We start from the raw sequence: 12,712 nt of genomic DNA on the forward strand, positions 1-12,712 counted from the left end.
TAGCATATCCCCCCAGCAGGAAGGAGGTTATTTTCACCAGCCACTGATCAAAGCAGGTAAGATACTAAAATGGAGTCTTTACAAGAAAAAACGCATGCTTTTAATTTACACATAATCCCCTGGCCCCGACACGGGGTTCTAACCTCTCTCGGTTTTTTTCTCAGCATTCAAATTCTGGGGTTGCTCTTACGCTGGCAGTTTATTCAAGGGATTCCGGGCTTCAATTTTAAATTTTTTCTGCATGCCCATTCCCATGTGGCGTTATTGGGATGGGTACATGCCCTGCTGATGCTGGCTTTGATGCGCGCCTTTGTGCCCCACTGGCAAGCTCAGGAAAAGTCCTGGAAGCGATTGTTTTGGGGTGCTCAGCTCTGTGTTCTGGGCATGCTCTTGAGTTTTCCTTTTCAAGGCTATGCCGCCGTTTCGATTGGTTTTTCAACGCTCTTTCTGTTTGTCTCCTACGCCCAAGCTGCCCGTCTAATCCGACAGACCCGCACAGAACGCTCTTTGGCACGTTGGATGCTGGTGGCCAGCCTTTGGCTGATGGTTCTTTCTTCTCTCGGCCCCTGGAGCTTGGGGCCGATTATGGCCCTGAAACTGAATCAAAGCCCGATCTATTTCCTCGCCATCTATTTCTATCTGCATTTTCAGTACAATGGCTGGTTCGTTTTTGCCCTGGCGGCTCTGTTTTTAAAATATCTGGAACTCAGGGGGCAAGACACGTCAAATCAGCTGCCCCGCCTTGCTTTTTTCACCCTTTTTCTCAGCGTTATCCCCGCCTATGGGCTTTCAGCACTTTGGGCCCACCCACCGGCTTGGGTCTGGGGTTTATCCGGGCTCTCGGCCCTGCTGCAATGTTTCTCACTGGTGCTTTTGTGGCGGTGGGGGTTGCGCAGCCAAGATCTCTGGAAAAGTCTGGATTTCTGGCCCCGTTATCTGCTAACGCTGACCTGGTTTTGTTTTAATCTTAAATTGCTGCTTCAGGCCCTGACAGCCCTGCCCTATTTCGCGGATCTGGTTTACCACCAGCGTGCTTTGGTGATTTTTTATCTTCACCTGGTGCTCTTGGGCTGTGTCAGCGCCGGTTTGCTGGCCTGGCTCTTACAGGAAAAGGGGCTTCAGACCCACCCCAGTGTCAGCACCGGCATTCTGCTGTATCTGGCAGGTTTTGGCAGCAGTGAAATTTTAATTCTGCTTCAAGGCATGGGCGGCTGGTTACTGCCTCCCTTACCCCTGCTGCCTGTGCTGATTTTTGCTTTCAGCCTGCTGATCCCAGTGGGCTGGGGCCTGATTTTTCTGGGGCAATTCCTGAAACCTGCTGGCGATAGGCCCTGACACGGGGATCCATCACCCCTTTCCAGAGAGGGGGAATCAAAGCCAATAAAAGCATGCCTGCATAACCTGCCGGCAATTGGGGGCTTTCTTCAAACTGGCGCAGAACAGGATAACGCCGGGACTGATGGGCATGGTGATCGGAATGGCGCTGCAACATAAACAAAAGGCAATTGGTCAATAAAAAATTGGCATTCCAGGAGTGTCGGATATTGACCCCTTCATAAACACCCTCCCGTATCTGCTGACGCTCCAAACCATAGTGCTCCACATAATTAACAGCCTCAAGCAGACTGAACGCAACAAGGCTCTGACCCAGATAAAAAAACAGAGCAGTCCAGCCCCAGAGCAGTGTCAGCCCCAGGCCCAAACCGCCTGAGTAAACAAAATACTGCAACATGCGGTTCTTGACGCTCCAAACCGACTGTTCGCGTTTCTTTAAGCGCTGCCCTTCAATTCCCCAGGCACTTTTCCAGGAGCCCAAAACTGAACGGAAATAAAAACGATAGACGGTTTCTCCCAAACGGGCGCTGGCAGGATCTTCTGGAGTAGCGACTCGGCGGTGATGCCCATAGAGATGTTCGATATAAAAATGCAGGTAGCAGACAGGCAAAAGCAAAGCCTGACCTAAAAAACGCTCCCAACGATTGACCTTGTGAATCAGTTCATGGGCCAGGGTAATGCCCAAGCCACCGGTACAAATACCCACAGACAGCGTAAAGCCGATCTGTTCCCAAAGTGGCCAGTCACGGTGGCTCAGTAACCAGGCTCCCCCAAGAATCAGAGCATATTGGATCGGAACCTGTAGCCAGGTCATCAGCCGGAAACTGAGGCTATTAAGCAGGGCTTCGCTCTCTTCCGGGCTGGGATTGTGCAGATAATGGCCCAAAATCAAATCCAAAACAGGAATCAGACCAAAGACAAACAAGGGAACGGCAAACTGAGCCACGCCTCCCTGTTGGGCTCCCCACACCACCAGCAAGGGAATAATATAACCCACCCCAAAAGATAATGGCGCAAGCGATCGGTTCGATTTTAAGGATATTTGCATAGACACCCCCCATTGCTTTCTCCAATTATCGCCTTGAAAGCCTAAAAAATTGCTTTTAACTCAAGCATTTAATCTGCGCTAAAATAGAAACCAAATACCCTCTCGCAAAGAAAACAAGATGGCACCCGTGATCGAAACCCACCAATTGTGCAAACGCTACGGAAAACTTCAGGCCGTAGACAAGGTTTCCATGTCTGTTGAAAAAGGAGAAATTTACGGCTTCCTGGGTTTAAATGGGGCAGGCAAAACCACCTTGATTCGCATTCTTTTGGGCCTGATTCGCCCCACTTCAGGCTCCGCATTCTTGAAAGGTCTCCCGGTGAAAGCCAGTCAAAATGAGCTGTGGCAAAAAATCGGCTATCTGGTTGAGACGCCTGCCGCCTATCCTGAACTGAGTGTCAGGGATAATCTCGAAATCAGCCGACGGTTGAGAGGAATCTCCGATGCACACGCCGTAGAGGCCGTGATCGCCCAGTTGAACCTGACCCCCTATCGGAATCAACTGGCCCGACACCTTTCCCTGGGCAATGCCCAACGCCTGGGAATTGCCAAGGCCCTGATTCACCAACCTGAAATTCTGATTCTGGATGAACCCAGCAATGGACTGGATCCTGCCGGAATGGTTGAAATTCGCCAGCTCTTACATCAACTGGCTTACGAGCAAGGAGTCACTGTCTTGATTTCAAGTCATCTCTTGGGCGAGATTGCCAAGTTTGCAACCCGCATCGGCATGATTCACCAGGGACAGCTGCTACAGGAATTCAATCTCCACACGGGAACACCTTTTCAGACACGTAAACTGGTTATTCGTGTCAGAGAGCCCGAAAGAGCCCGTGCCCTTCTTGCCAGCAAAGGATTTTCAGCACTCCTGAACCCAACGGGAGAGCTGGAAATCAGTGACCCCCTCGCTCTTGAACAGGCCGAAATGCTCAATAGCTGGCTGGTTCAAGCAGATTGCCCCCCTTCACGGCTGAATCTGGAAGAAGAAGATCTGGAAGCCTATTTTTTGCGTATGATTCAACGCTGGAGCACAGCATGAACATACTTTACGCAGCCCTGTGGACAGAGGGCTTAAAAATCCGCAAAGCCAAAATTTTTATGCTCAGCCTGCTGGCCTTCGCCTTGATCGCGCTGATGCTCGCGCTACTGGTTCTGATCGCTCGTTATCCAGAAATTGCAGGACGCTCTTCGACCCTGGAAGCCAAAGCTTCGCTCTTGGGAAAAGCCGATTGGCCCTCTTTCTTGAGCCTCTTGATTCAAATCATTCTTTCCCTGGGCACGCTCGGATTTGGCATTATCACCAGCTGGGTTTTTGGACGCGAAATTTCTGATCGCACCCTGAAAGATCTTCTCGCCCTGCCAACGCCCCGCGCGACAATCGTGCTGGCAAAATTACTTGCTTGCGCTTTTTGGGGGAGCCTATTGGCCCTGACCCTGTGGGGGGTCGCCCTGCTGGCGGGTCTCGCCTTTCAAATCCCCGGCTGGTCTACAGCAAGGCCCCTTGAAACGGGGCAGATCTATGCAAAGGCCAGCCTGCTCACGCTTCTGCTCTGCACGCCCGTGGCTTGGTTCGCCAGTTTTGGCAGGGGCTATCTGCTCGCCATCAGCTATGTGATTCTGACCCTGGTCATGACCCAATTGATAGCGGTCGGCGCCCCCGGCCTGATGCCTTATTTTCCCTGGGCTTTTCCAGCGCTTGTGAGTGGGGTTGCAGGCAGTGCCATACCGCCTGCCAACCTCTGGAGTGTTCTGATCTTTGTTGGCACCGTGCTGGGGGGAGGGCTCGGAACCGCTGGCTGGTGGCAATGGACAGATCAAAACTGAAGCAGCCAGCAAAAAACCTGGCAACAGATGCTGCCAGGCCTTTATAAATAGAAAGACTAGGGTTGAATACGGTAAATCGTGCGGGGGAAAGGACTGGTTTCACGCACATGCTCAACGCCTGAGATCCAGGCAGTCAGGCGTTCAATGCCCAAGCCAAAGCCGCCATGCGGCACAGAACCATATTTGCGCAAATCAAGGTACCAGCTAAAGGCATCCATCGGCAAATCATGTTCCTGAATACGCTGAACCAGCAGATCGTAATCATCAATGCGCTGGCCGCCGCCAATAATTTCACCATAGCCATCAGGCGCGATTAAATCTGCTCCCAAAGCCACTTCAGGCCGCTCGGGATCGGGTTTCATATAAAAGGCTTTGATCGCACTCGGAAAGCGGTGAACAAATACGGGCTTTTCAAAATGGTCGCCCAGAATCGTCTCATCGGGAGCGCCCAAATCATCACCCCATTGAATTTCAGAACCCTTTTCCTGCAACAGTTTCACGGCATCGTCATAGGAGATTTTGGGAAAAGGGGCGGTAATACTTTCAAGTTTTGAAAGATCGCGCTCCAGAATTTTCAGTTCCTGACCTCGCTTCTGCAAAACACGTTGCACCACATAGGCCACGTATTCTTCCTGCATGGCCAAATTCTCTTCAAAGGTCAGATAAGCCACTTCAGGCTCAATCATCCAGAATTCAGTCAAATGCTTACGGGTTTTGGATTTTTCAGCCCGAAAAGCTGGCCCCAGACAATAGACCTTGCCCAAAGCCAAGGCAGCGGCTTCCATATACAATTGTCCGGTTTGCGAAAGATAGGCCTTATCCTCAAAATAATCAATTTCAAAGAGATTGGTTGTCCCTTCACAGGCATTGGCCGTAATGATTGGCGCATCCACACTGGTAAAGCCACGCTCATCAAAGAAATCACGACTGGCAGACAAAACTTCAGCACGAATCCGCATGACAGCCATTTGAGACGGTGTACGCAGCCAGAGATGGCGATGTTCCAAAAGAAAATCAGGGCCATGTTCTTTCAGACTGATCGGGTATTCACCTTCTACCTTGCTGACGATTTCAATGCCTTGAATGCCCATTTCATAACCACAATAGGGGGCACGGTCATCCTGGCGAACAGAACCCGTAATGATCAGAGAAGATTCCTGGGTCGCAGTTTTTGCGGCTTCCCAAACAGCTTCATCTAACTCTTTTTTAAAGGCAACACACTGAATAAAACCAGTGCCATCACGTAGAATCAAAAAGACGAGTTTACCGCTCTCGCGTTTATTATAGAGCCAACCCCGCAGGGTGACCGTCTGGTCAGGGTATTTATGAATTTGGTCGATCGTGGTGACCGTCATGGTATGCTCCTCAGAATTTCAAATTTAAGCACAGATCATCATACCGTGAAAGCCGGTATTCAGGCCATCTTATCAATCAAGAACCCAATGCTTGCCCATAAAAAAAAGACCCCTTTCCAGGCAGAAAGGGGTCTCGAAAAGAAAGCTTTTAAAGCGTGAATGCCGAATAGACGACTTCTTGCAGGCCTTTTTCCATTTCTTCAGGCGAAACCTTGGAGCGGATACACTCATGTAAATGCTGAGCGACATAGGCTTCACCAAATTTTTTCAGGGCATTATTGGCCGCTTTCAGCAAACGTAAAGTTTTCAGACAATCCTTATCATCACCAGAAGCCAGGGTTTTTTTAATCGCTTCAATTTGCCCTTGGGCGCGATTTAGGCGATGAATCAGTTCAATATTGGGGTTATCCATATTCAGCACGGCCAGCCTTTCTCTCAAGGAATAACTTTAATTAAAGCATACGATACAGGGTATCACAATTGTTTTAAAAATTATTGTTTTAAAAATAGCTGCAGTAATATTCTAAAAAAGAATTGATCTTACATACCATACGGGGTATAATATAATCAAATCCAAAAACACAAACACTTAATTTTCTGTGTTTTATAACTTCTCAAGAAAAGGAATATCAGCGTGGAACTCATACAAATCTTTGGCTATGTAGCCGCCGTTTTCATGGGCGGCGTGCTCGGTCTGATTGGCGGAGGCGGCTCAATTTTAACCGTCCCGATTTTGGTCTATCTCTTCAAAACGCCCCCCGTTCTAGCGACCGCCTATTCACTCTTTATTGTCGGTTTAACCAGTATTTTTGGCATGGCAGGGTATATCAAAGCCCGCCTCGTCAATTTTAAAGTCGGAATTATCTTCTCCATTCCCGCCATGATTGGGGTTTTCAGTTCCCGTAAATTTATCGTACCCGCCATCCCCAAACATCTCTTTCATTTGGGTTCAGTGGACATTACCAAGGATATGGCCATTATGGGCCTCTTCGCCATCATGATGGTACTGGCCTCTTTCTCCATGATCAAATCCAAAAAAGAAAAAGAAGATACGGGTCATGGCGAAGTTTCAGAGCTGAAGAAAATCGTGATGGTTTCTGCCGAAGGCCTGATCGTCGGGATTCTCACTGGTCTGGTCGGCGCAGGCGGCGGTTTTCTGGTCATTCCAGTCCTGGTGATCTTCGCTGGGCTGGATATGAAAGAAGCAGTCGCCACCTCTCTGCTCGTGATCAGTATTAAATCTTTGTTCGGTTTCATGGGAGACCTGGGCGGAGATCGTCAGCTCGATTGGATGTTCCTGGGAGGCTTCTCAGTCTTTACCATAGTAGGTGCCTTGCTGGGAACCTGGGTTTCAAAATTTGTCTCCAGTGAGAAACTCAAACCTGCCTTTGGTTGGTTTGTACTGGTGATGGGTATTTTCGTTCTGCTCAATACCGGCATAAGCGGCGGCCATTAAATCACAAGGCCGAGTAGGGGCGGAAAAAATTAATTTTTCCGCCTCATAGTTCTGTAAAATGATTCCAACTGCAATGCGTCTTAAATTAAATACATGAGGAGTAAGTGAAGATGATATTCAGACAAATGTTTGATGCTGAAAGCTGGACCTATACTTATCTGATTGCCGATGAAGAGACCCGCGAAGCGGCCTTGATCGACAGCGTGCATGAAAAATCAGAACGCGATGCCAAGGTTCTGCAGGAATTGGGACTCAAACTCAAATACCTGCTGGAAACCCATGTGCACGCCGACCATATCACAGGAGTCACCGATCTCAAGCAGACCTTTCCAGGTGCACAATCTGTGGTTTCACAGTATGGCGGCGCTCCCTGTGCGGATATTCAAGCGGATGATGGCTATGTTTTACAGCTCGGAAAGTCTGAAATTAAGGTCATTTCAACCCCCGGACATACTGATGGCTGTGTTTCCTACCTGGTGGATGGAAAAGTGTTTACCGGAGACACCCTTCTGATCCGGGGCTGCGGACGCACCGACTTTCAACAGGGCGATGCGGGCAAACTCTATGATTCCGTTACTCAAAAACTCTTCAGTCTGCCCGATGAAACCCTGGTCTATCCTGCCCACAATTATATTGGTCTGGAAGTAAGCAGTATCGGCGAAGAAAAACGCCTGAACCCCCGTTTGGCCAAGAAAAGCCGCGAAGAGTTCATTGAAATTATGAACAATCTTAAACTTCCCCAGCCTGCTAAAATTATGGAATCGGTTCCCGCCAATCTGAAATGCGGCAATCTGGCTGCATTGAATACTTAGCGCTCACCCAGTTACAGAAATAAACAGGAGTATCACTGCAATGTCTTTTCATCAAATGTTTCTCAAGGATATTTACGAACTCTATCAGGAAAAAAAGTCTGATTATGAGTGGATCGACGTACGCCGCCCCGATGAATGGGAAATCGGAACCATTCCCGGTGTACAACGCATTGTGCTGGATGATTTGCCCGATCATTTCGACAAAATGGACAAATCCCGCACATATATCATGATCTGCCGCAGCGGTGGACGCAGTGGCAGAGCCTGTCATCACATGGCAGAGAACGGTTTTAAAAATCTGATCAATTTTGAAGGGGGCATGCTCAGTTGGTATGCCGCCGGCCATGAGCTTGAAAAATAGTTTTTGAGTATTTAACTCAAAGTAAAAAGGGGGCGGTAATTACCGCCCCTTTAGGTTTTTCCCCTTTTCTCAAAGCTTGGATATACTGAATTTAGAGCAAGTCAAAAGGCTTGCGTTGGGTCTTAAAATATACTATACTGGGTATAGTAAAAACAGGAGTTTAAACTGCAATGGTGATTGAAAACTTTACACCCGTTTCGGCCCTGATTGGGGGAGGACTTGTGGGCAGCGCAGCTGCGTTGCTAATGTTGTTTAATGGCAAAATTGCAGGGATCAGTGGGATAACCAAAGGAATCTTAGCAGAATGCCCCACTCCCCAAGAGCGCTTCTGGCGTATTGCCTTTGTCCTGGGACTGATTGTCGGCGGTTTTGCCATGGTACAGTTTCTACCTGCCGCCACCGCAAAAGTACTCAGCTTGAATCCGATTCAACTGGCCATTGGGGGGCTCCTGGTCGGGGTCGGTACCGCCATGGGCAATGGCTGCACAAGCGGTCACGGTGTCTGCGGTCTGGCACGACGTTCTCCCCGTTCACTGGCCTCGGTGACAACCTTTATGGGAATCGGATTTGTCACGATGTTTTTATTGACACATGTATTCGGAGTGGGGAGATTCTAAACATGAAAATCTATTTAAGCGCCTTTGTTTCAGGCTTGGTTCTGGCAATTGGCCTGGGCATCTCAGGCATGATGAATCCACAAAAAGTCCAGGGATTCCTGGATCTGGCAGGCCGCTGGGACCCCAGTCTGGCGTTGGTCATGGGCGGCGCTTTGGCCGTGACCTTTGTGACCTACCCCCTGATTTTTAAGCGCAAACATCCCATTCTCAGCGAAAGTTTTTCACTGCCCAGCGGCAATAAAATAGATTTTAAGTTGATTGCTGGCGCCGCTCTCTTTGGATCGGGTTGGGCGATTGCAGGCCTGTGTCCTGGCCCTGCCCTGGCCAATCTGGGCAGTTTCAACCCCGCAGTCTTGGCCTTTGTGGTCACCATGCTGATCGGTTTTGTGCTCTATCAGCGCATTTCACTCTTTGAAATCAAACACGAAAAAATCTCAGAAGTAGAAAAGAAACACAAAACCGAAGAACTCTGCCAGGAGGAATGCCTGGTCGAGTAATACGATCCGATCAGAACCCCAAAAGCCCAGCACAGATGGGTCGTCTGTGTTGGGCTTTTGCCATGAAAGGTATTCAGATCAAGGCTGAACAGATAAAATAGAGAATCATTTCGAAGGAAAACAGCCCAAGCATGTCTGAAGATTCAGCGCCCCCGATCTGGGTAGACGCCGATGCCTGTCCCAAACCTGTGAAAGAAATTCTCTACCGGGCCTGTCAACGGCACCGCAGGCCCTTGATTCTGGTCGCCAATATGCCCCTCAATACTCCCCAAAGCCCCTGGATTTCTACGCTTCAGGTCGAAGCCGGAGTAGATGTTGCAGACAATGCGATTGCTGAACGGGTGCAGGCTGGGGAGCTGGTGATCAGTGCAGATATCCCGCTGGCTGCTGACGTGGTCGCCAAAGGCGCCCTTTGCCTGAACCCACGCGGTACGCTTTATACCCGCGATAATATTCACCATTTTCTCAGTATGCGCAATCTCTTTGATGAATTGCGCAGCAGCGAAGAAATTCGGGGAGGCCCCAAACCCTTCAGTCACAAAGACCGCATGGCCTTTGCCAATCAATTGGAAAAAGTCCTGCGCCGCTAGTGCTTGGCGGTTTTGATGGTTTTCGGACACACAAAAAGCCGACCCGAAGGCCGGCTTTTCAGTCAAAATTCGTTTACTTCATAAACTGACGCAGAACCGTCTGAAGAATGCCCCCATTGCGATAATAATCGACTTCCACAGGGGTATCAATCCGGCAGCGGGCGTCAAAATTCACGCTCTCGCCATTGGCTTTACGTGCCGTCACCTGAACCATCTGCTGGGGTTTGAGCTGATCATCAACCACAATTGAGAAAAACTCAGAACCATCCAGGCCCAGGCTGCTGGGGTTTTCACCCTCTTTGAACTGCAAGGGCAGCACACCCATGCCCACCAAATTGGAGCGGTGAATCCGTTCAAAGGACTCCGCAATCACGGCCCGCACACCGAGCAGGAAAGTGCCTTTGGCAGCCCAGTCACGGGAAGAGCCCGTGCCATATTCTTTGCCCGCCAGAATCACCAGGGGTGTACCCGCCTGCTGGTATTTTTCAGAGGCCTCGTAAATAAACATCTGCTCATTGCTGGGCAGATAGGTGGTATAACCCCCTTCTGTGCCAGGAGCCATCTGGTTTTTCAGACGAACATTGGCAAAGGTGCCCCGGGTCATGACCCGGTCATTGCCACGGCGCGAGCCGTAGGAATTGAAATCACCGGGCTGAACACTGTTGCCGACCAGATATTGGGCAGCAGGTGTGCCCACCTTGATTGCACCAGCAGGAGAGATATGATCGGTGGTAATCGAATCGCCGACCTTGACCAGCACCCGTGCTTCGTTGATGGGCTGAATCGTCCCTGGCTCTTGCGCCATGCCCACAAAGAAGGGCGGTTCCTGGATATAGGTTGAACTGTCGTTCCAGGCGTATAAATCACCCGGTGTGACAGGAATAGCATTCCACTCTTGATTGGATTGGGCGATGCCGTTGTACATCTGGTTAAACAACTCAGGATTCAAGGCATCATCCAAAAGGGCCGCAATTTCAGCATTGCTGGGCCAGATATCCTTGAGATAAACCGGCTGACCTTCACTGTCGGTTCCCAAGGCTTCTTTGACCAGGTCAATATCCACCGTACCCGCCAAAGCATAGGCCACCACCAAAGGAGGAGAAGCCAGGAAATTGGCCTTGACGCTCTGGTGCACACGGCCCTCAAAATTACGGTTGCCTGAGAGGACACTGGCAGCAATCAAATCACCGTCTTTAATCGCTTTTTCAACCGCATCGGGCAGGGGGCCAGAATTGCCAATACAGGTCGTACAGCCATAGCCCACCAGGTTAAAGCCCAATTGATTGAGATAGGGGCTCAAACCGGCTTTGTCGAGATATTCTGTCACCACGCGTGAGCCCGGAGCCAGCGAAGTTTTCACATAGGGCTTCACCTTCAGGCCTTTGGCTACGGCTTTTTTCGCGACCAGACCGGCAGCGAGCAGCACAGACGGATTGGAGGTATTGGTACAGCTGGTAATCGCAGCAATCACCACATCGCCATGCTTCATGGTGATTTCTTGGCCTTGATCCGCATATACTCCGGTATTGCCCAGTTTGTCCTCGCTCAGTGAGAAACCACTGGTGGCCACAGTAGAAGTCAGGGCCGAACGGAAGGTTTCCTGCATCTGATTGAGGGGCACACGGTCCTGAGGACGCTTGGGGCCCGCCAGAGAGGGCTGAACAGTGGACATATCCAATTCAAGGGTATCGGTGAAAACAGGGTCTGCGGTTTCATCGGTACGGAAAAGCCCCTGGGCCTTGGAATAGGCTTCAACCAGACTGACCAGATCTGCACTGCGACCACTGCGCGAGAGATAGCGCAGGCTTTCAGCATCGATGGGGAAAAAGCCCATGGTGGCACCATATTCAGGTGCCATATTGGCAATCGTAGCGCGATCAGGCAAAGAAATATTGCTCAAGCCGGAACCGTAAAACTCAACAAATTTACCCACCACCCCTTTTTTGCGCAGCATTTGGGTAATCGTTAAGGTCAAATCGGTAGCGGTCACGCCCTCAGGCAAACTGCCTGTGAGTTTAAAGCCAATCACTTCAGGAATCAGCATATAAATCGGCTGACCCAGCATCACGGCTTCGGCTTCAATCCCGCCGACCCCCCAACCCACAACGCCCAGACCATTGATCATGGTGGTATGAGAATCGGTGCCCACGAGAGAATCGGGATAGGCCACGGTATCGTCGCCTTCGGCTGAAGACCAAACCCCACGGGCCAGATACTCCAGGTTCACCTGGTGTACAATCCCGCGACCAGGCGGCACCACGCCAAAATTATCGAGGGCCTGCTGGCCCCAGCGCAAAAACTCATAGCGCTCGCGGTTACGTTCCATTTCTTTTTCAATATTCTTGCTGAAAGAATCGCTTTGACCAAAATAATCGACCTGAACAGAGTGGTCAATCACCAGATCCACGGGGCAAATCGGGTTAATTTTTTTAGGATCTCCCCCCATACGGGCCATGGCGGCACGCATCGCGGCCAAATCGACAACGGCAGGAACGCCTGTAAAATCTTGCAAAATGACGCGGGCGGGTTTAAAGGGAATTTCTTCCTGAACAGGTTGGGCGGCATTGTAGGTGGCCAGTTTTTTGACATCTTCACGGCTGACCACATAGTCATCACAATTGCGCAGGACAGACTCCAGCAAAACCTTGATTGAAAAGGGCAGGGAATGAATGGCTGAATAGCCTTGGTCAGCCAGTTTGGACAGGCTGTAATAATAGGAGATTCCGGCGCCCGTTTCCAGGGCTGTGCGGGTTCCCAAGAGATCGTGTGTGCTCATGAGAGGGATCCTTTCTGGTGATTCTGAATACAGATTCATGA

Annotated in this window: 13 protein-coding genes and 1 pseudogene; 10 read left to right on the forward strand and 4 right to left on the reverse strand. The window is 50.1% G+C overall.

Annotation, left to right across the window (positions count from 1 at the left end; all coding sequences use genetic code 11):
* Positions 1 to 69: 69 nt before the first annotated feature.
* Positions 70 to 1,335 carry a hypothetical protein gene (locus COW20_11405; GenBank protein ID PIW47777.1) on the forward strand — a complete coding sequence of 422 codons (1,266 nt, stop codon included), beginning with the start codon at positions 70 to 72 and terminating at the stop codon, positions 1,333 to 1,335.
* Here COW20_11405 and COW20_11410 read toward each other — a convergent pair.
* Positions 1,259 to 2,383 carry an alkane 1-monooxygenase gene (locus tag COW20_11410; GenBank protein PIW47778.1) on the reverse strand — a complete coding sequence of 375 codons (1,125 nt, stop codon included), beginning with the start codon at positions 2,381 to 2,383 and terminating at the stop codon, positions 1,259 to 1,261. The genes COW20_11405 and COW20_11410 overlap by 77 nt on opposite strands.
* A 118-nt stretch (positions 2,384 to 2,501) precedes the next feature.
* On the opposite strand from COW20_11410, the gene COW20_11415 reads away from it, so the two are divergent.
* Positions 2,502 to 3,422 (forward strand): bacitracin ABC transporter ATP-binding protein, encoded by a 921-nt coding sequence (locus COW20_11415; protein PIW47779.1) that lies wholly within the window; start codon positions 2,502 to 2,504, stop codon positions 3,420 to 3,422.
* Positions 3,419 to 4,207 (forward strand): bacitracin ABC transporter permease, encoded by a 789-nt coding sequence (locus COW20_11420; GenBank protein ID PIW47780.1) that lies wholly within the window; start codon positions 3,419 to 3,421, stop codon positions 4,205 to 4,207. The genes COW20_11415 and COW20_11420 overlap by 4 nt, the downstream gene beginning before the upstream one ends.
* A gap of 56 nt (positions 4,208 to 4,263) precedes the next feature.
* Here COW20_11420 and COW20_11425 read toward each other — a convergent pair whose 3' ends face one another.
* Positions 4,264 to 5,562 carry an asparagine--tRNA ligase gene (locus COW20_11425; protein PIW47781.1) on the reverse strand — a complete coding sequence of 433 codons (1,299 nt, stop codon included), beginning with the start codon at positions 5,560 to 5,562 and terminating at the stop codon, positions 4,264 to 4,266.
* Here COW20_11425 and COW20_11430 point away from each other — a divergent pair.
* Positions 5,533 to 5,721, forward strand: coding sequence for a hypothetical protein (locus tag COW20_11430; GenBank protein ID PIW47782.1), 189 nt, complete (start codon positions 5,533 to 5,535; stop codon positions 5,719 to 5,721). The genes COW20_11425 and COW20_11430 overlap by 30 nt on opposite strands.
* Here the strand turns inward: COW20_11430 and COW20_11435 are convergent.
* Entirely contained in the window at positions 5,711 to 5,983 is a 273-nt protein-coding gene (locus COW20_11435; GenBank protein ID PIW47783.1) for a metal-sensitive transcriptional repressor, read from the reverse strand. The two genes, COW20_11430 and COW20_11435, sit on opposite strands and share 11 nt — an antisense overlap.
* Positions 5,984 to 6,196: 213 nt before the next feature.
* Between COW20_11435 and COW20_11440 the strand changes: the two genes are divergently transcribed.
* From COW20_11440 to COW20_11465, 6 genes and pseudogenes are all read left to right on the forward strand, one after another.
* Entirely contained in the window at positions 6,197 to 7,018 is an 822-nt protein-coding gene (locus COW20_11440) for a permease (GenBank protein ID PIW47784.1), read from the forward strand.
* Positions 7,019 to 7,128: 110 nt separating this feature from the next.
* Positions 7,129 to 7,830 (forward strand): Zn-dependent hydrolase, encoded by a 702-nt coding sequence (locus COW20_11445; protein PIW47785.1) that lies wholly within the window; start codon positions 7,129 to 7,131, stop codon positions 7,828 to 7,830.
* A gap of 40 nt (positions 7,831 to 7,870) precedes the next feature.
* Positions 7,871 to 8,191, forward strand: a complete 321-nt coding sequence (locus COW20_11450) for a hypothetical protein (GenBank protein PIW47786.1) — start codon at positions 7,871 to 7,873, stop codon at positions 8,189 to 8,191.
* Positions 8,192 to 8,361: 170 nt separating this feature from the next.
* The gene (locus COW20_11455) at positions 8,362 to 8,808 is read left to right on the forward strand and encodes a hypothetical protein (protein PIW47787.1); all 447 of its coding nucleotides are present in this window, start codon (positions 8,362 to 8,364) and stop codon (positions 8,806 to 8,808) included.
* Between the two features lie 2 nt (positions 8,809 to 8,810).
* Positions 8,811 to 9,191 (forward strand): annotated as a pseudogene (locus COW20_11460) (transporter).
* A 245-nt stretch (positions 9,192 to 9,436) separates the two neighbouring features.
* Positions 9,437 to 9,895: a DUF188 domain-containing protein gene (locus tag COW20_11465; GenBank protein ID PIW47788.1), complete on the forward strand. Its 459-nt coding sequence runs from the start codon at positions 9,437 to 9,439 to the stop codon at positions 9,893 to 9,895.
* 73 nt (positions 9,896 to 9,968) lie between these two features.
* Here COW20_11465 and acnA read toward each other — a convergent pair whose 3' ends face one another.
* On the reverse strand, positions 9,969 to 12,671 hold the full coding sequence (gene acnA / locus COW20_11470; protein ID PIW47789.1) for an aconitate hydratase AcnA: 2,703 nt from the start codon (positions 12,669 to 12,671) through the stop codon (positions 9,969 to 9,971).
* Positions 12,672 to 12,712 lie beyond the last annotated feature (41 nt).

This window comes from bacterium (Candidatus Blackallbacteria) CG13_big_fil_rev_8_21_14_2_50_49_14, assembly GCA_002783405.1.
Taxonomy (GTDB): domain Bacteria; phylum Cyanobacteriota; class Sericytochromatia; order UBA7694; family UBA7694.